Genomic DNA, 19,752 nt, shown 5'->3' with positions numbered 1-19,752 from the left:
GCCTCGCTCCTACAGGTTTTGCGTAATTCGTGAAATCGGCACTGGACCTGTAGGAGCGAGGCTTGCCCGCGAAGACTGCCGAACAGGCAACACCTGAACCACGCCCCACGCCAGTTCAAAGACCAGAAAAATCACCAACAGCGAACTGGCGCCGTGGAGCAAGGCATACAACTGCCAGGCCGAAAATAAAAACCGTCCCGGCGCGTCATACCGCCCAAACACTTGCTGCGGATCACGAATCCGCAGCACCGCCCACACGCACACAATCGACCCCAGCAAATTCGCCATCAGCATGTGCATCGGCTCGAACGGCGGCAACTCTCCAGACAAATCGAACGCCTGGCTCACACTCGACAACACCCCCTGCAACGCGGCAAAACTCCACGGCGTGATAAACGCTGCCGTCACGATCAAGTCATACCAGGCGCTACCGCGCACCAACCGGCGATATTGCGTTGAAGTCCACATCGGCCTTGCTCCATAAATTCAGGGAGCAACAAGGCTAAAGCCTGGAGTATGCTCCAGGGTCAAGCCCCTCTCGAGACGTCATGATGCGCATCGGTGAATTAGCCCAGGCCAGCGCCGTCAGCCGCGACACGCTGCGCTTCTACGAGCAGCGTGGATTGATCGCGGCGCAACGCAGTGCCAACGGCTATCGCGACTATCCGCCAGACATGGTGCAACTGGTGCTGTACATCAAGACGGCTCAGCGATTGGGCTTTACCCTCGGTGAGATCGGCAACAGCGTCGCCACAATCTGGCAATCGCCGGATCCGGACAGCGCCGTCACGCAGTTGCTGCAAGACAAGCTCAAGCTGATTGAAACCCGTATGGACGAACTCGGTGCATTGCGACACGAGTTGCAACAACGGCTCGGGCAACGCTGTCCACTGAGTCCATGATCCTCATTTATCAAGGAAGCCACTCATGTCCAAGGCAAAAACCGCACTTATCATCGGCGCCTCCCGGGGCTTGGGCCTCGGCCTGGTGAAAACCCTGCTGGCCGACGGCTGGCAAGTCACCGCCACCGTGCGCAACCCGCAGAATGCCGAGGCGCTGCAAGCGTTGGGCAAGGTGCGGATCGAAAAACTCGACATGGACGATCAGCAGGCCGTCATCGCCTTGAGCCAACAACTCAAGGGCGACGTGTTTGATTTGCTGTTCGTGAATGCCGGGGTCAAGGGACCGGAGGTGCAGACGCCGGGTGGCGCAACGCTGGCCGAGGTCGGTCAATTGTTCTTCACCAACGCCGTGGCGCCGATCAACCTGGCGCAGCGTTTTGTCGGGCAGATTCGCCCGGACACCGGCGTGCTGGCGTTCATGAGTTCGGTACTGGGTAGCGTGACCATGCCGGACGCGCCGGAGCTGGCGTTGTACAAGGCGAGCAAGGCTGCGCTGAACTCGATGACCAACAGTTTCGTCACTCAGTTGGGCGAGCAGAAACTGACCGTGTTGTCGCTGCATCCGGGTTGGGTAAAGACCGACATGGGCGGTGACGGCGCGGATATCGATGTGGAAACCAGTACGCGAGGGTTGGTGGATCAGGTGAATGCTTATGTCGGCAAGGGTGGGCATCACTTCGTGAATTACAGAGGTGAAACCATTCCCTGGTAATCACCGCAATACCCTGTGGGAGCGGGCTTGCTCGCGAAGGCTGTGTGTCAGTCGCCATCAATGGTTTAGACATACCGCATTCGCGAGCAAGCCCGCTCCCACAAAGGCTCATTCCATATTAGGATTTGTACCGTCTGGTCGGGCCGGGCTTGCCCGCCAGGCGGTTTTGTTTGAAACTCCCCACCTCGCCCCCGCGGCGACCCTGGATCAGCAGACAGGGTAATCACTGAGCTGGCTAACCTGAACCCCACTTTCAGAGGAGCCGGCCAACATGCCTGCGACCCGTACCTGGTTAAAAAATCCCCTCGCCATTTTCACTGCCAACAGCCTCGATGCCCGTGGCGGTCTGGTCGTGCAAGACGGCGTAATCGTCGAAGTACTCGCTGCCGGTCAGCAGCCGTCCGCGCCTTGTGGACAGGTCTTCGATGCCCGCGAGCATGTGATCCTGCCGGGACTGATCAATACCCATCACCACTTCTATCAAACCCTCACCCGCGCCTGGGCGCCGGTGGTCAATCAGCCGTTGTTCCCGTGGCTGAAAACCCTCTACCCGGTCTGGGCACGCCTCACCCCTGAAAAACTCGCCCTCGCCACCAAAGTTGCGCTGGCCGAATTGCTGCTGTCCGGCTGCACCACCGCGGCCGATCACCATTACCTGTTTCCGGAAGGCCTGGAAAACGCGATCGACGTGCAAGTCGAGAGCGTCCGCGAACTGGGCATGCGCGCCATGCTGACCCGCGGCTCCATGAGCCTTGGCGAGAAAGACGGCGGCCTGCCACCGCAGCAAACCGTCCAGGAAGGCGAAGTGATCCTCGCCGACAGTCAGCGCTTGATCGCCGAATACCACGAGCGTGGCGAGGGGGCGCAAATCCAGATCGCCCTGGCGCCGTGCTCGCCGTTTTCGGTGACGCCGGAAATCATGTCCGCCAGCGCTGAACTGGCGAACAAACTCGACGTGCGCCTGCACACGCACCTGGCCGAAACCCTCGACGAAGAAGATTTCTGCCTGCAACGCTTCGGCCTGCGCACTGTGGACTATCTGGACAGCGTCGGCTGGCTCGGCCCGCGTACCTGGCTGGCCCACGGCATCCACTTCAACCCGGATGAAATCGCCCGCCTCGGTGCTGCGGGCACCGGGATTTGCCATTGCCCGAGTTCAAACATGCGCCTGGCCTCCGGCATTTGCCCGACGCTGGACCTGACCGCAGCAGGTGCGTTGCTGGGCCTGGGCGTGGATGGGTCGGCGTCCAACGATGCGTCGAACATGATGCTGGAAACACGTCAGGCGCTTTACATTCAACGGCTGCGTTATGGCGCAGAAAAGATCACGCCGGAACTGGTGCTGGGTTGGGCGACCAAGGGCTCGGCCAGTTTGCTCGGGCGTACCGATATCGGTGAGCTGGCGGTGGGCAAGCAGGCGGACCTGGCGTTGTTCAAACTCGATGAGCTGCGCTTCTCCGGCAGCCATGATCCGGTATCGGCGTTGCTGCTGTGTGGGGCGGACCGGGCGGATCGGGTGATGATTGGTGGCAAGTGGCGAGTGATTGATGGGCAGGTAGAGGGGCTGGACCTCAAAGGACTGATTGCTGATCACAGCCAGGCCGCACGACAACTCATCGCCGGCGTTTGATAGGACGCCTTCGCGGGCAAGCCTCGCTCCTACAGGTACGGTGTCATTCTCATGACTGATGAAAAACCTGTAGGAGCGAGGCTTGCCCGCGAAGCTTTTAAAGGCCCAACAGCGACAACATGATGAACGTCGCAAACAGCACAAAATGCGTCATGCCTTCGATGGCATTGGTTTCGCCGTCGTTGAGGTTGATCGCGCTGACGATCAGCGTCAGGAAGATCATCACCGTCTGCACCGGGGTCATCGCCATCTGGAACGGCTGGCCGGTGTAGAGCGCCATCGCTTCCATCACCGGCACCGTCAGGATCACCGTCGACAGTGACGCGCCCATGGCGATGTTGACCACCGATTGCATGCGATTGGCCAGGGCCGCGCGCAATGCCGTCAGAATCTCCGGCGCGGCGGAAATGGCTGCCACCAGGATCGCCGTAATCACCGGCGGCGCCCCCGTGCCTTCCAGGCCCAGGTCGAGGGTCTTGGACATCACTTCGGCCAAGGCGCCGATCACCACAACGCCGAACACCAACGTGCCGATACTCAGCGTCAGATTGACCGGTTCAGGTGCCTCATCCGGGACTTTTTTGCGGCGTTTTTCCGGGTAGCTGTAGCTGAAGAAATAACTGTGTGGCCCGACCTGCATACGCAGGAACAAGGTGTAGAGCACGACCATCGCGCCAATCGTGAACGCCGAATACAGCTTCCAGTTAGCCTCGGGAATGAACTCCGGCACCACCATGGAAACGCCCATGGCGGTGAGGATCATCACGCTGTAACTGCGGGCCGAGTCGTCGTTGTAAGACTGTTCGCCATGCTTGATGCCGCCCATCAACGCGGCCAGGCCGAGAATGCCGTTGATGTCGAGCATCACTGCGGAATAAATCGTGTCGCGCACCAGTGTGGGCGAGGCTTCGTTGCTCATCATGATCGCCAGGATCACCACTTCCACCAGCACCGCGGCCAGGGTCAGGATCATCGTGCCGTACGGGTCACCGACTTTTTCGGCGAGCAGTTCGGCGTGATGGGCGACGCGCATGGAGGCGGCGACGATGAAGGCGATCAGCACCAGGCCAGCGGTCAGCGCGACGGGCTGGCCGCTGTGCAGCATCCAGTGTTCCAGTGGATAGGCGACGACGGCGGCGATCAGGGCCAGCAGCAGAAACTTTTCTTGCTTGAGGAGTGTGAGCATTGCGGGCCTTTTTACCGAATGAAGCGAACAGAGTGATGAGCTACTGACTGCGGGGCGGCGCTAACGTTTCGTTACACCTTAGCGCACCAGTGGATGGCAGCAGGTTGGGGGCATGCACTTTTATTGGCCTTGCGGGCCCCTTCGCGAGCAAGCCCGCTCCCACATTGGATCGCGTTCTCCTGTGGGAGCGGGCTTGCTCGCGAAGGCCGTTACACGGTCTCGATCTGTTTGTTGTCCTGTTGGTCAGCAATTTGCATTGCCCCTGCCAACCTCACAACAACATGGAGTTCGAATTCATGCATAAACGTCCGTTGAAGAAGCTGCTTTGCGCCGTTGCCGCGGCCATCGGTCTGAGCGCGAGCCTGACCGCCACTGCCGCCGACCCGCTGAAAGTCGGTTTCGTCTACATCGGCCCGATCGGTGACCACGGCTGGACGTATCAGCATGAACAGGGGCGCAAGGCGCTGGCCGAGAAGTTCGGCACCCAGATCACCACCAATTACGTGGAAAACGTCGCCGAAGGGGCGGATGCCGAGCGGGTGATCCGCAACATGGCCAAGGACAACTACGACCTGATCTTCACCACGTCCTTCGGCTACATGAACCCGACCCTGAAAGTCGCCAAGCAGTTTCCCAAGGTGACCTTCGAACACGCCACCGGCTACAAGCAGGACAAGAACCTCGGTACCTACCTGGCGCGTACCTATGAAGGTCGCTACGTCGGCGGTTTCCTCGCGGCGAAGATGACCAAGACCAAAAAGATCGGTTACGTCGCGTCCTTCCCGATTCCGGAAGTGATCCGCGACATCAACGCGATTCAGCTGGCCCTGAACAAATACAATCCCGGCACCGAGATCAAGGTGGTGTGGGTCAACTCGTGGTTCGATCCGGGCAAGGAAGCCGACGCCGCCAACGCGCTGATCGATCAGGGCGTCGACGTGGTGTTCCAGCACACCGACAGCCCGGCGCCGATTCAGGCAGCTGAACGACGCGGCGTGTATGCCGTGGGCTACGCTTCGGACATGGCGCACTTCGGGCCGAAAGCGGTGCTGACGTCGATCGTCAACGACTGGGCCCCGCATTACATACAGGCGACTCAAAGCGTGCTCGACCACGCGTGGAAATCGCAGGATTACTGGGGCGGCTTGAAGGAAGGCACGGTTGAACTGCCGATCAGCGATCTGGTGCCAGCGGCAGTGAAAACCGAAGCCGAGCAAATCATCGCAGACATCAAGAGCGGCGCCTTCCACCCGTTCACCGGGCCGATCAAGGATCAGGCCGGCACCGAGAAAATTGCGGCGGGGGCGACGGCGAGCAATGCGGAACTGGCGTCGATGAACTACTACGTTGAAGGCATGAAGGCCGACATTCCGAAGTAACTCCGCGCCGAACACAAAACCCTGTGGGAGCGGGCTTGCTCGCGAAAGCGGTGTGTCAGTCAATAGAAATGTTGAATGTGGTAGCCCCTTCGCGAGCAAGCCCGCTCCCACAATAAATTTTCAGCGTTCTTGAGAATTGCGCATGAACCAACTCCCGATTATCGACATCACTGCGCTCTACAGCGAAGACCAGCACGCCTGGAAATCCGTTGCCGTAGAGATCGACCAGGCCTGCCGCGAATGGGGCTTTTTCTACATCAAGGGTCACCCGATCAGTCCGTCGCGCATTGAAGCCGTGCTCAACCACGCCCAACGTTTCTTCGCCCAGCCCACCGCCGAAAAACTCAAGATCGACATCACCCAGACCCGCCACCATCGCGGCTACGGCGCCATCGCCACCGAGCAACTCGACCCGAGCAAACCCAGCGACCTGAAAGAAACCTTCGACATGGGCCTGCACCTGCCGGCCGACCATCCTGAGGTGCTGGCGGAAAAACCGTTGCGCGGTCCCAACCGCCATCCGTCGATGCCCGGTTGGGAAGCGCTGATGGAGCAACACTACATCGACATGCAGGCGCTCGCCCAAACCCTGCTGCGTGCCATGACCATGGCGCTGAACATCGAGCGCGACTTCTTCGACACGCGTTTCCATGAGCCGGTCAGCGTCCTGCGGATGATTCACTACCCACCACGCCACACCGCCAGTTCCGAAGAGCAGCAAGGCGCCGGCGCCCACACCGATTACGGTTGCATCACCCTGCTGTACCAGGATGCTGCTGGTGGCCTGCAAGTGCGCAACGTCAAAGGCGAATGGATCGACGCGCCGCCGATCGAAGGCACGTTCGTGGTCAACCTCGGCGACATGATGGCGCGCTGGAGCAACGACCGTTACCTGTCGACGCCGCATCGGGTAATCAGCCCGCTGGGCGTCGATCGCTATTCGATGCCGTTCTTCGCCGAACCGCACCCCGATACGCCGATTGAATGCTTGCCCGGTTGCCAGGACGCATCGCATCCGGCGAAGTACCCGGCCACCACCTGCGCCGAATTCCTGCTCTCGCGCTTCGCCGATACCTACGCCTATCGACGGGAACAGACTGCCGTGTGATGAACCGCCTGGTCAGGTTTTGCTAATTGTTTCTACGGGCATCTGTAGAATGCTCGCCATCTGCACCTGATGAGAAAAGACTATGTACGACTGGCTGAACGCCCTGCCCAAGGCAGAACTGCACTTGCACCTCGAGGGCTCGCTGGAGCCCGAGTTGCTGTTCGCCCTGGCCGAACGCAACAAGATCGCCCTGCCGTGGAGCGATGTCGACACCCTGCGCAAGGCGTACGCCTTCAACAACCTGCAAGAGTTCCTCGACCTGTATTACCAGGGCGCGGACGTGTTGCGCACCTCGCAGGATTTCTACGACCTGACCTGGGCCTACCTGTTGCGTTGCAAGGCGCAGAACGTGATTCACACCGAACCGTTCTTCGACCCGCAAACCCACACCGACCGTGGCATCCCGTTCGAAGTGGTGCTCAACGGCATCGCGGCGGCGCTCAAGGATGGCGAGCAGCAACTGGGCATCACTAGCGGCCTGATCCTGAGTTTCCTGCGTCACTTGAGCGAAGAAGAAGCCCAGAAAACCCTCGACCAGGCGCTGCCGTTCCGCGAGGCGTTTGTGGCCGTGGGCCTGGACAGTTCGGAAATGGGTCACCCGCCGAGCAAGTTCCAGCGCGTGTTCGACCGTGCCCGTCATGAAGGTTTCCTCACCGTCGCCCACGCGGGTGAAGAAGGCCCGCCCGAGTACATTTGGGAAGCCCTCGACCTGCTGAAAATCCAGCGCATCGACCACGGCGTGCGCGCCATCGAAGACGAGCGCCTGATGCAGCGGATCATCGACGAGCAGATCCCGCTGACGGTGTGCCCGTTGTCGAACACCAAGCTCTGCGTGTTCGACCACATGTCGCAGCACAACATTCTGGACATGCTTGAGCGTGGCGTGAAAGTGACCGTGAACTCGGATGACCCGGCGTACTTTGGCGGGTATGTGACCGAGAACTTCCACGCGTTGTACACCGATCTGGGCATGACCCAGGATCAGGCCAAGCGTTTGGCGCAGAACAGCCTGGATGCACGGTTGGTAAAACCATAAGCAACACCGCATAACCCTTGTGGGAGCGGGCTTGCTAGCGAAGGCGTAGTGTCAGTCGACATTAATGTTGTATGACACACCGCTTTCGCGAGCAAGCCCGCTCCCACAGTTAGATTGGGGTTGCTTCGGTCAGCTCGGTAGGCGCTAAAGCGCCATTTCCAGCTCGGTTTCCTTGGCGAAACGATGGATCTCCCGCTGCCCCGCGGCCGTGATCTGCAAGGCTCGCGAATCGTTGGGCAGGCTCAGCCAGCCGGACTGCATGAACAATTGCAACAACGCTGCGCCCAATGAGCCGCCCATGTGCGGGCGTCTTTCGCTCCAGTCCGGACAGGCGCAGGCCACTCGACTGTTGCGATGGGCCAGGGCCTGGATGAACACCCCGCGTGAGGCCAGTTGCGTGGAACCCTTGTGGGTGATCATGACCCGCTGTTCGAACTGCTCGATCCAGCCGGCATCCAGCAACCGCTGGTAAAGATCTGCGGCCAGGGTGCCTCCCAAGTGGTCATCGCACAGTCGGGCCCGCAACAACGATGAAGGCGCCGTCTGAGGTTTGGCGATGGGACGGGTGCGTTTGAAAATGTCCGGGACTGGCTGCGGGGTACTGGCCAGCGTCGCGCTGGCCAGTGCTTCGATTGCCGCGCCGACTTCAGGCGCGGCCAGGCGGAAAAAGCGTTTGCGCCCACGGATTTCGACTTTCAACAGACCTCCGGCGGACAAACGCCCCAGGTGTGCACTGGCCGAAGACGGTGACAGGCCGGCCAATAGCGCCAGCTCTTCGGTCTGCCGCGCCGAGCCGTCCATCAAGGCCCACATCATTGCGCTGCGCTTGGGGTCAGCCAGCAACGTGGCGATCTGGCTGATGCAAGGTGCATGTTCCATGTATTCACTCCCTGTTGAATCGTTTCGTCTGCTGCTCAGAGACATCTTGACCAGTAATGTGTCGTCGGCCAAGACGCGGAAACCGCCATAAGTCGGGCAAAGCCCCACTCACCCATGCCATTGCTTCGCAGGTGTGGCGAAGGTCTGGTGATTGACCCTGAGGCCATCGCCATCGCGAGATCGACGGAGCGTACATGAGGCGGGCGCTAGTATAAGCGGGTTAACCGTCGGTTCCTGCCCTTGGGAAAGCGTGGGTGGTGATAGTTCCTGACAGAAATTTCGCTATTTGCCTGCGACTAATGATCGATGCCCGATATCGTCGGAAATTGACTGCCTAAATGAGCGCATCGGCTGGCAAGCATTTCCCGCAAAAGGTTCACCGGCTTACTCAATTGTGCGCGATGGGCGCACAGCAAATTCAGCGGTGCGCGCTCACACAGCAGCTCCGGCATCAGCACTTTCAATCGGCCAGCGAGCACATCGGCAGCGACATCGAGCCAGGACTTATAAGCAATCCCCGCCCCCGCCACTGCCCACAGCCGCACGACATCGGCATCGTCACTGAAGCGATCGCCGCTGACGGTCAGGCCGACTTCGCGTTTGCCGTCGTGGAAGCTCCAGTGGTCATGGACCCGGCTGCCGAGCATGAACAATAAACAGTTGTGCTGCGCCAATTGCTCCAGATGCCGCGGCTCGCCATGCCTGGCCAGGTAACTCGGTGCGGCGCAGAGTACACGGCGGTTTTGCGGAGCGATGGGCAGCGCCACCAGGCTTGAGTCTTCCGGCTCGCCGTAACGCAGGGCAATGTCCACCGGTTGGCGGAACAGGTCGGCGATGCGATCACCCAGCAACAGGCGCACCGTCAGCTTGGGGTGTTCACGCTGGAACTCATCGAGCCACGGTAATAACAAGTTGCGGCCAAAGTCCGACGGCGCCGACAACTGCAAGATCCCGCTGACCTGATCCTGACCGCTGGCCAGCAAACGACGGCCTTCATCGAGGTTGCTCAGGGCGGCCCGGGCATATTCCAGGAAGCCTTCTCCTTCGGCGGTCAGACGCAAACTGCGGGTGGAGCGCGCCAGCAAACGCGCGCCGAGTTGCTGTTCGATGCGCTTCAACGCCGCACTGGCCACCGCCGCCGACATGTCCATCACCCGCGCCGCGGCCGACAGACTTCCCAGGTCTGCGGCTCGGACAAACAACTGCAAGTCATCGAAACGCAGCATTTCCAGCCCCGATTATCAAAAAAATATTGAAAGAGACTGCTCTTTTAGCGGGTTTTATCTTGCAGAGAAATAGCCAATCATCTGTCCCATCGAAATCATCCCGCTTCCGGAGTCGAGCATGTCCCAACCTTTCACCGCCATTGCCACCCTGATCGCCAAAGCCGGCCAGCAAGACGCCCTCGAACAGCACCTGAGTGCGCTGGTGGAACCGACCCGCGCCGAGGCCGGTTGCGGCCAATACGACCTGCACCAGGACCTGGCCAATCCGCTGGCCTTCTACATGATCGAACACTGGAGCAGCGACGAAGCCCTGCAAGCCCATGACGCCAGCGCTCATGTCCAGAACTTCCGCGCCAAGGCCGGCGATTTTCTCGAGCACTTCGAACTCAAGCGCCTGCGCACCGTGGCTTGATCCTTTCTTCCATTACTGTTCAGGAGCCCTACATGAAAGCCATCGCCTACTACGCCTCGTTGCCGATCAGCGACGCCAATGCCCTGCAAGACATCGAACTGCCAGAACCGGTAGCCGGTCCGCGTGATCTGCTGGTGGAAGTCAAAGCCATCTCGGTGAACCCGGTCGACACCAAGGTCCGCCAGAACGTCCAGCCGGAAGGCGGCGCGGCGAAAGTGCTGGGTTGGGACGTGGCCGGTGTGGTCAAGGCTGTCGGCAGCGAAGTCACGCTGTTCAAGGCGGGCGACAAGGTGTTTTACGCGGGCTCCATCGCCCGTGCGGGGGGCAATAGCGAATTGCACGTAGTGGACGAACGCATCGTCGGCCATATGCCGAAGACCCTCGGTTTCGCCGAAGCCGCCGCGCTGCCGCTGACCGCCATCACCGCCTGGGAATTGCTCTTCGAACGCCTGCAAGTGCGCGAAGGTAAAACCGATGAAGGCCAGAGCCTGCTGATCGTCGGCGCGGCGGGCGGTGTGGGGTCGATCCTCACGCAACTGGCCAGCCAGCTCACGGGGCTGAAGGTCATCGGCACCGCTTCCCGCCCGCAAACCCAGAGCTGGGTCCGCGAATTGGGCGCCGATCTGGTGATCGATCACAGCCAGCCGCTAAGCGAAGAGCTCAAACGTGCCGGTGTGGACCAAGTGACCCACGTCGCCAGCCTGACTCAGACCGATCAGCATCTGGATCAACTGGTCGAGGCGTTGGCACCACAGGGCAAACTGGCGTTGATCGATGATCCGAAAGCGCTGGACGTGACCAAGCTCAAGCGCAAGAGCCTGTCGCTGCACTGGGAATTCATGTACACCCGCTCGCTGTTCGAAACCGCGGACATGATCGAGCAACACAAACTGCTCAACCGCGTGGCCGGGCTGATTGACGCCGGGACGCTGAAAACCACGGTCGGCGAGCACTTCGGGACCATTAACGCGGCCAACCTGCGTCGTGCCCATGAGCTGCTGGAAAGCGGCAAGTCCAAGGGCAAGATTGTGCTCGAAGGGTTTTAAAGAAAGATCAAGAGATCGCAGCCTCGTTTCACTCGACAGCTCCTACAGGGGAATGCAAAACCCAATGTAGTAGCTGTCGAGTGCAACGAGGCTGCGATCTTTTGCCGTCAGTCCGAAGGTTGACCGTTGTCACAATTGCGATCGTATTCAGGTCTACAATCGACACCTCTGCGATGCAATCTTTTACGCAACATCTTTTAAGAGAGGAGAGTTCAGCAATGAAGATCCTGATTAAAGAAGTGGCTAAATCCCAGTGGCAGGTCCGTCTGGACCAGCATGCGGTAACGTTCCGCAGCGAAGCAGAAGCACTCGCCTTCACCAGAACCCTTGAAGCGCGATTGCTCGCGCCCCATCAATTTCCCGACCGCCAGCAGCGCGCCGCTGGCTGAGTCCGTCCTCAGACCTGGGCTTGCGCCAATGCCCGGGCATTTTGCAATCGCCGGGTGAGCATCGCCGCGCTCACCACCAGAATTCCGCACAGGCTGATGACTATTGCCATCGGCACGGCGCTGCCATCGTGTAAAACGCCGACCAACGCTGCCGCTCCAGCGGCAACACTGAATTGCAGGCAACCGAGCATCGCCGACGCACTGCCGGCGCGGGCGCCCTGCCCGTTCATGGCGCAGGCCGAGGCGTTGGGGAGGATGCAGCCAAGGCTGGCGATGCAGATAAACAGCGGAATCAGCAGCGGCCACAACTGTTCGGTGTGCAACGCACTGACGGCGAGCAGCGTCAGGCCGGCACCCAGGTAGATCCACACGGTACGTACCAGCAGGAACGCCGGGCCACGCTTGGCCAGCAGTCGCGCGTTAACCTGCGCCACCAGAATGAACCCCGCCGCGTTGGTCCCGAACAGCCAGCCGAAATGCTCGGCCGGTACGCCGTAGAGTTTGATGAAGACGAAGGGTGAACCGGCGATGTAGGCAAACATCCCGGCAATGGCGATACCGCCGGTCAAGGCGTGGCCGAGGTAGATCGGGTCCGCCAACAGCCGTCCGTACTGACGCAACGCGCCCGACAACGGCTGGCGCGGCACATGGGCCGGCAGACTTTCCGGCAAGCCGATCGCCACGGCCAACCCCGCCAGGGCACTGAACCCAGTCAGCACCAGGAAGATCGACTGCCAGCCCGTGGTGTTGACCAGCAGTCCACCCAGCATTGGCGCGAGAATCGGCGCCAGGCCCATCACCAGCATCAGCTGCGAAAAGACTTTCGCCGACCCCACCGCATCGCATTTATCGCTGACCACCGCACGGGCAATCACCATCCCTGCGCAACCACCGAGGGCCTGAATGAACCGCGCACCGATCAGCCATTCCAGATTCGGCGCAAACGCGCAGGCCAGAGAAGCCGCGGTGAACAAACCGACGCCTGTCAGCAAGGGAATTCGTCGCCCGAAGCGATCCGCCACCGGGCCGTACGCCAGTTGACCGAGGGACAGGCCCAGGAAATACGCGGCCAGCGTCAGCTGAACGTGTTTCTCATCGGTGCCGAACGCGAGCGCCATCGCCGGAAATGCCGGCAAGTAGAAATCGATCGCCAAAGGACCGAAAGCGCTCAGGGCGCCAAGAATCAAAATGGTACGGAAGTTCATCAGGCATCCAGTTAGGGTCGGCAGCCCGACAGTCTAGCCGCGCATTGAAGCCTTGAACATTCCGATAGCTCGCTAACTATTAAAAACCCCTGGACCAACACAAATCCCCTGTCGGAGCGGGCTTGCTCGCGAATGCGGAGTGTCAGTCGCCGTCAATGGTATCTGACACACCACATTCGCGAGCAAGCCCGCTCCCACAGGGGATTTGTGTATGGCCTCAGGCGAGTTTCGCTTCGTAGCCTTCTTCGGTGATCGCTGCAATCACCTGATCGACCGTCAGCGCGCTTTCAACCCCGACTTCTTTGGCCGCCAGATCGATTCGCACGCTGGCCGCAGGATCCTTGGCTTGCAGCGCCTGGGTGATGGCTTTGACGCAGTGACCGCAGGACATGCCTTGAACGTTGAACACTTGCATGGTGTGGCTCCTTTTATGAGGTTGCGAGCAGTCTCGAGCTTGCCACCATGGCAAGGTCAAGTTCTGCAGAAATCTGCCGGGCTGGCAATCGGCGTCGCGCTCGGCCAAGCTGCGAGCATCAATGACTCGATTTCAGGAGATTCAGCCATGCGCTGGTCAGCTCTCAGCCTGTTTGGCTTCCTCAGCCTATTTGCCGCGACACCTTCGGTTCAAGCCGCCGGGGAGGACTATGGCGTACTGATCATTTCCCGCGAGCGCCTGGAAGTCGCGACCTCCTGCGAGATCGGCGTGTACATCCAGGACCAACTGTCGGCGCGGCTGTTCCAGGAACAAAGCACCTCGTTCAACCTGCCGCCGGGCAATGTGTCCCTGCGCCTCAAACTGTTGCCGGGCCAGGCGCCGGGTTGCAACCCGGGCATGCTCGCACCGGGCTCCCAGAACATCACGCTCAAGGCCGGGGATGTGCTGAAGTTCCGGATTGCGATGACGCAGGAAGGGATGTACCTGAAACCCACTGCCCTCGACTATTGAGTCGCCGGTAAAAAGATCAAAAGATCGCAGCCTCGTTGCACTCGACAGCTCCTACAGGGGAGTTGTATGCGGTTCGGATTCCGCGTTTGCCCGATCCATGTAGGAGCTGTCGAGTGCAACGAGGCTGCGATCTTTTGATCTGAGACATGGCGCTTGACCTTGCCAGCATGGCAAGGTTGATCCTGTAGGCATCTTCTACAGGGAGCGTGACCAATGTCCGAATCCATTACGTTCGATCTGCCGATTGCCGGCATGACCTGCGCCAGTTGCGCGGGGCGTGTCGAGCGTGCCTTGAGCAAAGTCATCGGCGCCTCAGCCGTCAGCGTCAACCTCGCCACCGAGCAGGCCCGGGTCCAGGCGCCCAGCGACAGCCTGCCGGCGTTGATGGACGCGGTGCAGCAGGCCGGTTACAGCGTGCCGCAGCAGAGTCTGGAATTGAGCATCGACGGCATGACCTGCGCTTCCTGCGTCGGCCGCGTCGAACGGGCGCTGGCCAAAGTGCCCGGGGTGAAAAGCGCCAGCGTCAACCTCGCCAACGAACGGGCGCATCTGGAACTGCTCGGACACATCGATCCGCAAACCCTGATCGCCGCGGTGACCAAGGCCGGTTACAACGCCAGCGTTTGGGAAGTCGAACACCCACAAACCGATCAGCAACAGCAGCGCCTGCATCGCGAGCGTTGGGCGTTGATAATGGCGATCGCCCTCGCCTTGCCGTTGGTGTTGCCGATGCTGCTGCAACCGTTCGGCGTGCACTGGATGCTTCCGGCCTGGGCGCAATTCGCGCTGGCCACGCCGGTGCAATTCATTTTCGGTGCGCGCTTTTACGTCGCGGCCTGGAAAGCCGTGCGCGCCGGGGCCGGCAACATGGACTTGCTGGTCGCTCTGGGCACCAGCGCCGGCTATGGCTTGAGTCTTTATGAATGGGCTACAGCGGCCGGGCGCATGCCGCACTTGTATTTCGAAGCCTCGGCGGTGGTGATCGCCTTGGTGTTGCTGGGCAAATACCTGGAAAGCCGCGCCAAACGCCAGACCGCCAGCGCCATCCGCGCCCTCGAAGCCTTGCGCCCGGAACGCGCCATTCAGGTGATCGACGGCCGCGAGCAAGACGTCGCCATCAGCGCCTTGCGTCTCAACGACCTGGTCATGGTCAAGCCCGGCGAACGCTTCCCGGTGGACGGTGAAGTGGTCGAAGGCCAGAGCCACGCCGACGAGGCGCTGATCAGCGGCGAAAGCCTGCCAGTGCCCAAGCAACCCGGTGACAAAGTGACCGGCGGCGCGATCAATGGCGAAGGTCGGCTGCTGGTTCGCACCCAGGCCCTGGGCGCAGAAACCGTGCTGGCGCGGATCATCCGTCTGGTCGAAGACGCCCAGGCCGCGAAAGCGCCGATCCAGAAGCTGGTGGATAAAGTCAGTCAGGTGTTTGTGCCCACTGTTCTGTTGATCGCGTTGGCGACGTTGATCGGCTGGTGGTTGTACGGCGCGCCGATGGAAACTGCGTTGATCAACGCCGTTGCGGTGCTGGTCATCGCTTGCCCTTGTGCACTCGGGCTGGCCACGCCGACCGCGATCATGGCCGGCACCGGCGTCGCGGCGCGCTACGGGATTTTGATCAAGGACGCCGAAGCCCTGGAACGTGCGCATGAAGTCAGCGCCGTGGTGTTCGACAAGACCGGTACGCTGACCTCAGGCGCGCCTCGTATTGCGCATTTAAGTGCCATCAACGGCGACGAAGCCGCCCTGCTGCAAATGGCCGGCGCGCTGCAACGGGGCAGTGAACACCCGCTGGCGAAGGCGGTTCTGGACGCTTGCACCGAACGCGGCTTGCCCGTGGCCGATGTCAGCGACAGCCAGTCGCTGACCGGTCGTGGCATCGCCGGCAACCTCGACGGTCGTCGCTTGGCCTTGGGCAATCGCAGGCTGCTGGAAGAAAGCGGTTTGAGCGCAGGGCCACTGGCCGATTCCGCAACCGCGTGGGAAACCGAAGGCCGCACCCTCTCCTGGCTGATCGAACAAAGCCCCGAGCCAAACGTACTGGGCTTGTTCGCGTTCGGTGACACGCTCAAACCCGGCGCGCTGCAGGCGGTGCAACAGCTCAGCGCACGCAACATCAGCAGCCACCTGCTGACCGGCGATAACCGTGGCAGCGCCAAAGTGGTTGCCGAAGCGTTGGGCATCACCGATGTCCACGCCGAAGTCTTGCCGGCGGACAAAGCCGCCACCGTCGCCGAACTGAAGAAAACCGGCGTGGTGGCAATGGTCGGCGACGGCATCAACGACGCCCCGGCCCTGGCGGCCGCCGACATCGGCATCGCCATGGGCGGTGGCACCGACGTGGCCATGCACGCGTCCGGGATCACCCTGATGCGTGGCGATCCACGGCTGGTGCCTGCCGCGCTGGAAATCAGCCGCAAGACCTACGCGAAGATCCGGCAAAACCTGTTCTGGGCCTTCGTCTACAACCTGATCGGCATTCCGCTGGCCGCGTTCGGTTTCCTCAACCCGGTGCTGGCCGGCGCGGCGATGGCATTGTCGAGCGTCAGCGTGGTGAGCAATGCGCTACTGTTGAAAACCTGGAAACCCAAGGACCTGGAGGACAATCGATGAACATCGGCCAAGCAGCGCGGCACAGTGGCCTGAGCGCGAAGATGATCCGTTATTACGAGTCCATCGGCTTGCTCAAGGCCGCCCATCGCACCGACAGCGGCTACCGCGTTTATGGCGACGACGACCTGCACACGCTGGCGTTCATCAAACGCTCCCGGGACCTGGGGTTTTCACTGGAAGAGGTCGGCAAGCTGTTGACCCTCTGGCAGGATCGCCAACGCGCCAGCGCCGACGTAAAGGCCCTGGCCCGCCAGCACATCGACGAACTGAACCAGAAGATCCTCGAACTCGGTCAGTTGCGCGACACCCTGCAGGACCTGGTCGAGCACTGCCAGGGCGACCATCGCCCCGACTGCCCGATCCTCAAGAACCTGGAGTCGGGCTGCTGCGCGCAACCCGTTCGCCCCTGATCGCGAGCACCTTCACCACCAGCAACGTGGTCAGGGGAATGCCGTGGAACAGCAGCACCACGGCCCCCGGCGTCCACCACGAATAGAACGGCGCGGCGATCAACATGCCGACGCCGAACCCGGTCATCTGCAGCAACGTCAACAAGCTGAAGATCGGCAGGCGCAGGCTGTCCGGTTCACGTTGCAGACGCGACATCAGGCCGACCTCGGAGAAGCCGTCGCCCAATCCCGCCGGTAACGAGAACAGCAGCAAACCGTAGAGGGTCTGCTGCTGGAACATCAGGATGAAGCCGCAAGACATCAGCAGCACCCCGAAGAAAAATCGTCGCTCCAGATGTGCATTGTCCGAACCTTTCAGGCGACTGGCGATTCGCGCACCCATGAGCTTTCCGCAAGCCCAGACGGCCAGCATCAGGCCCAGCGTGGTGCTGGCGGATTCGGGGGTCAGCAGTCTGGAAATGATCGGGAAGCCAACGTTGTGCGCGGCGCTGCCCAAGGTGTCGGCCATGGTGACGGCGAGCATCGCAGCCACCACGGGTGTCCCGCGCAGGCCTTGGCGCAGGGCGTACCACTCACCTCGCGGCTGGGTTGGCTCGGTACTGGGCGCTGGTCGGGAAAACCGCAACGGCAGGATGAACAACGCGGCCAGCAGGTAAGTGACCACGTTCAACGCAAACACGGTTTCAAAGCCGAACGCCGCCACCAGCAGTCCTGCCACCAGACTTCCGCCGACCATCGCCGCCGACGAGGCCGAAGTGATCCAGGCGTTGGTCTTGAGCAGGTGCTCGCCTTCGATCAGTTGCGGTAACTGGCTGTTGAGCCCGATGGCGAACATTGAGTTGCCGAACCCCAGGCCGAAGGCGATCACGGGTAAAAGCAGTGCTTGTTGAGTGACCGGCAGCACCAGCAGCAGGCCCAGCAACCCGGCGCGCAGCAGATCAAAGGCAATCAACGGGACACGCCCGGCCCAGCGACGATAGAACGACGTGCCGATCAGGCTGGCGAAAACCCCGCCGCCCACGCGACTGGCGAGGAAGATGCCGACGCTCATGGCGCTGTTGCTGAGCAGGTAGACGTAAGTGGCCAGGGCGACCATGTTGAGGAAGGCGCCGAAGTCCGAAACCAGACGGGCGGCGATGATCAGCTGGGCGTTGCGGGTGGAGGGGTTCACATTCAGTCCTTGAGTGTGGTGATGTTCACTGCAGGAACTGTGTAGGAGCTGTAGGAGCTGTCGAGTGAAACGAGGCTGCGATCTTTTGATCTTGATCTTAAAAAAGCAAGATCAAAAGATCGCAGCCTCGTTTCACTCGACAGCTCCTACACATCTCCCACACTGCTCCTACAGGGGATCAGCGTTTTGACAAAAAACCCGGCCGAAGCCGGGTTTTTCGTTAACCGATCACTGCATCCATGGCGGAGGCGGCTCTTCGGTTTTGCCCGGTGGCGCGTCATCAGCCGCACGCACCGCTTGTTTGCGCTCTTCATCCAGGCGTGCCGCCTCGATCTCGCGCATGATGCCGCCAACATCCGCCAACTCTTCCGGCTCGTCGAACTCGCCGGTCAAGACGCTGGCCGGGTGCAAGGTGCCGGCTTCGAACAGCGCCCACATTTCCTTGGCGTACTTGGTCTTTTTCAACTCTGGCGCAAACCGGCCGAAGTAGGACGCCATGTTGCCCACATCCCGCTCCAGCATGCTGAACGCGTGGTTGTTGCCCGCCGCGTCAACCGCTTGCGGCAAGTCGATGATCACAGGGCCGGTCGGGGTCAACAGTACGTTGAACTCGGACAGGTCACCGTGCACCAGACCGGTACACAGCATCAGCACGATCTGCGAAATCAGGAACGCGTGATATTCGCGCGCCTGGTCCGGCTCCAGCACCACGTCGTTCAGACGCGGCGCGGCATCGCCGTACTCGTCGGCCACCAGTTCCATCAGCAGCACGCCTTCAAGGAAGTCGTACGGCTGAGGCACCCGGACGCCCGCACCGGCCAGGCGGAACAAAGCCGCCACTTCGGCGTTCTGCCAGGCGTCTTCGGTTTCTTTCTTGCCGAATTTCGAGCCTTTGGCCATCGCCCGAGCCTGCCGGCTGTTGCGCACCTTGCGGCCTTCCTGATACTCGGCCGCCTGGCGGAAACTGCGTTTATTCGCCTCCTTGTAGACCTTCGCGCAACGTAGCTCGTTACCGCAGCGCACCACATAAACAGCTGCTTCTTTACCACTCATGAGTGGGCGCAGCACCTCGTCGACCAGACCGTCCTCGATCAGGGGTTCAATGCGTTTTGGAGTCTTCATCAGCTTTTATTGTGGGTCCTTTATTACCAAACACGCGAAAGTCATTCGTTATACGGCAATCCACTCGTTCGGGGGAGGGGTTGCCGACCTATGAACGTCGAGATGCACACAATGTGCCGGATAAATCAGTCAATCACCGCCGATCGTCATCGGCCGCCCGAGATCATAGCTGAGCCGGCGCCATAGGGTGGCGAAAGGGTGTGAGGGCATTTACGACAGACGCTGACACCTGAATTCATACCCTTCGTAGGATTTTTCTCAACAGGCCTCAATTTCCCCTTCATTCAGCCGAAGTCATCAGTGACAGAGTGATTTGTCCGACAATCGTTCCGATAACAATAACGATGGCGCGCTCAGGGATCCGGGTTGAACAAATACGTTTACGG

Annotated in this window: 20 protein-coding genes; 12 read left to right on the top strand and 8 right to left on the bottom strand. The window is 60.8% G+C overall.

The features are described from left to right. Positions 1 to 9: 9 nt before the first annotated feature. Positions 10 to 468 carry a hypothetical protein gene (locus ACA049_RS03450; RefSeq protein ID WP_497333150.1) on the bottom strand — a complete coding sequence of 153 codons (459 nt, stop codon included), beginning with the start codon at positions 466 to 468 and terminating at the stop codon, positions 10 to 12. Between the two features lie 83 nt (positions 469 to 551). On the opposite strand from ACA049_RS03450, the gene ACA049_RS03445 reads away from it, so the two are divergent. The 3 genes from ACA049_RS03445 (at position 552) to ACA049_RS03435 (ending at position 3,244) form a co-directional block, all read left to right on the top strand. Further along, positions 552 to 902, top strand: coding sequence for a MerR family transcriptional regulator (locus ACA049_RS03445; RefSeq protein ID WP_077750226.1), 351 nt, complete (start codon positions 552 to 554; stop codon positions 900 to 902). 25 nt (positions 903 to 927) lie between these two features. Then, positions 928 to 1,614: an SDR family oxidoreductase gene (locus ACA049_RS03440; RefSeq protein WP_497333148.1), complete on the top strand. Its 687-nt coding sequence runs from the start codon at positions 928 to 930 to the stop codon at positions 1,612 to 1,614. 271 nt (positions 1,615 to 1,885) lie between these two features. Then, positions 1,886 to 3,244, top strand: coding sequence for an 8-oxoguanine deaminase (locus tag ACA049_RS03435; protein ID WP_497333146.1), 1,359 nt, complete (start codon positions 1,886 to 1,888; stop codon positions 3,242 to 3,244). Between the two features lie 97 nt (positions 3,245 to 3,341). On the opposite strand, the gene ACA049_RS03430 is transcribed toward ACA049_RS03435, so the two are convergent. After that, a complete protein-coding gene (locus ACA049_RS03430) occupies positions 3,342 to 4,430 on the bottom strand; it encodes a calcium:cation antiporter (RefSeq protein WP_497333144.1) in 1,089 nt (362 codons plus the stop codon). 296 nt (positions 4,431 to 4,726) lie between these two features. Between ACA049_RS03430 and ACA049_RS03425 the strand changes: the two genes are divergently transcribed. The 3 genes from ACA049_RS03425 (at position 4,727) to ACA049_RS03415 (ending at position 7,953) form a co-directional block, all read left to right on the top strand. Further along, on the top strand, positions 4,727 to 5,809 hold the full coding sequence (locus ACA049_RS03425; protein ID WP_497333142.1) for a BMP family ABC transporter substrate-binding protein: 1,083 nt from the start codon (positions 4,727 to 4,729) through the stop codon (positions 5,807 to 5,809). A 142-nt stretch (positions 5,810 to 5,951) separates the two neighbouring features. Further along, entirely contained in the window at positions 5,952 to 6,917 is a 966-nt protein-coding gene (locus ACA049_RS03420; protein ID WP_497333140.1) for a 2-oxoglutarate and iron-dependent oxygenase domain-containing protein, read from the top strand. A gap of 82 nt (positions 6,918 to 6,999) precedes the next feature. Then, the gene (locus ACA049_RS03415; protein WP_497333138.1) at positions 7,000 to 7,953 is read left to right on the top strand and encodes an adenosine deaminase; all 954 of its coding nucleotides are present in this window, start codon (positions 7,000 to 7,002) and stop codon (positions 7,951 to 7,953) included. 144 nt (positions 7,954 to 8,097) lie between these two features. On the opposite strand, the gene ACA049_RS03410 is transcribed toward ACA049_RS03415, so the two are convergent. Together ACA049_RS03410 and vimR are read right to left on the bottom strand one after the other, a co-directional pair. Beyond that, positions 8,098 to 8,832, bottom strand: a complete 735-nt coding sequence (locus ACA049_RS03410; RefSeq protein WP_497333136.1) for an ArsR/SmtB family transcription factor — start codon at positions 8,830 to 8,832, stop codon at positions 8,098 to 8,100. A gap of 296 nt (positions 8,833 to 9,128) precedes the next feature. Then, the gene (gene vimR / locus ACA049_RS03405; RefSeq protein WP_497333134.1) at positions 9,129 to 10,058 is read right to left on the bottom strand and encodes a transcription regulator VimR; all 930 of its coding nucleotides are present in this window, start codon (positions 10,056 to 10,058) and stop codon (positions 9,129 to 9,131) included. Positions 10,059 to 10,176: 118 nt separating this feature from the next. On the opposite strand from vimR, the gene ACA049_RS03400 reads away from it, so the two are divergent. From ACA049_RS03400 to ACA049_RS03390, 3 genes are all read left to right on the top strand, one after another. Continuing rightward, positions 10,177 to 10,470, top strand: coding sequence for a putative quinol monooxygenase (locus ACA049_RS03400; protein ID WP_497333132.1), 294 nt, complete (start codon positions 10,177 to 10,179; stop codon positions 10,468 to 10,470). 32 nt (positions 10,471 to 10,502) lie between these two features. Further along, positions 10,503 to 11,516, top strand: coding sequence for a zinc-binding alcohol dehydrogenase family protein (locus ACA049_RS03395; protein ID WP_497333130.1), 1,014 nt, complete (start codon positions 10,503 to 10,505; stop codon positions 11,514 to 11,516). A 218-nt stretch (positions 11,517 to 11,734) separates the two neighbouring features. Beyond that, positions 11,735 to 11,905, top strand: coding sequence for a hypothetical protein (locus ACA049_RS03390; RefSeq protein WP_178082282.1), 171 nt, complete (start codon positions 11,735 to 11,737; stop codon positions 11,903 to 11,905). Between the two features lie 8 nt (positions 11,906 to 11,913). On the opposite strand, the gene ACA049_RS03385 is transcribed toward ACA049_RS03390, so the two are convergent. Together ACA049_RS03385 and ACA049_RS03380 are read right to left on the bottom strand one after the other, a co-directional pair. Then, positions 11,914 to 13,110, bottom strand: a complete 1,197-nt coding sequence (locus ACA049_RS03385) for a multidrug effflux MFS transporter (protein ID WP_497333128.1) — start codon at positions 13,108 to 13,110, stop codon at positions 11,914 to 11,916. A gap of 217 nt (positions 13,111 to 13,327) precedes the next feature. Beyond that, positions 13,328 to 13,525, bottom strand: coding sequence for a heavy-metal-associated domain-containing protein (locus ACA049_RS03380; protein WP_497333126.1), 198 nt, complete (start codon positions 13,523 to 13,525; stop codon positions 13,328 to 13,330). 147 nt (positions 13,526 to 13,672) lie between these two features. Between ACA049_RS03380 and ACA049_RS03375 the strand changes: the two genes are divergently transcribed. The 3 genes from ACA049_RS03375 to cueR all read left to right on the top strand — a co-directional run bounded on the left by ACA049_RS03375 (position 13,673) and on the right by cueR (position 17,073). Further along, the gene (locus ACA049_RS03375; RefSeq protein ID WP_074873510.1) at positions 13,673 to 14,056 is read left to right on the top strand and encodes a hypothetical protein; all 384 of its coding nucleotides are present in this window, start codon (positions 13,673 to 13,675) and stop codon (positions 14,054 to 14,056) included. A gap of 213 nt (positions 14,057 to 14,269) precedes the next feature. Then, positions 14,270 to 16,663 carry a heavy metal translocating P-type ATPase gene (locus tag ACA049_RS03370; protein WP_497333123.1) on the top strand — a complete coding sequence of 798 codons (2,394 nt, stop codon included), beginning with the start codon at positions 14,270 to 14,272 and terminating at the stop codon, positions 16,661 to 16,663. Further along, positions 16,660 to 17,073 (top strand): Cu(I)-responsive transcriptional regulator, encoded by a 414-nt coding sequence (gene cueR / locus ACA049_RS03365; RefSeq protein ID WP_497333121.1) that lies wholly within the window; start codon positions 16,660 to 16,662, stop codon positions 17,071 to 17,073. The genes ACA049_RS03370 and cueR overlap by 4 nt, the downstream gene beginning before the upstream one ends. Here cueR and ACA049_RS03360 read toward each other — a convergent pair. Next, positions 17,027 to 18,244 (bottom strand): MFS transporter, encoded by a 1,218-nt coding sequence (locus ACA049_RS03360; RefSeq protein ID WP_497333119.1) that lies wholly within the window; start codon positions 18,242 to 18,244, stop codon positions 17,027 to 17,029. The two genes, cueR and ACA049_RS03360, sit on opposite strands and share 47 nt — an antisense overlap. Before the next feature lie 228 nt (positions 18,245 to 18,472). Then, positions 18,473 to 19,366: a PA4780 family RIO1-like protein kinase gene (locus ACA049_RS03355; protein ID WP_123369234.1), complete on the bottom strand. Its 894-nt coding sequence runs from the start codon at positions 19,364 to 19,366 to the stop codon at positions 18,473 to 18,475. Positions 19,367 to 19,752 lie beyond the last annotated feature (386 nt).

This window comes from Pseudomonas sp. LBUM1662 (genome assembly GCF_059695915.1).
This window is presented reverse-complemented; position numbering and strand designations above follow the sequence as displayed.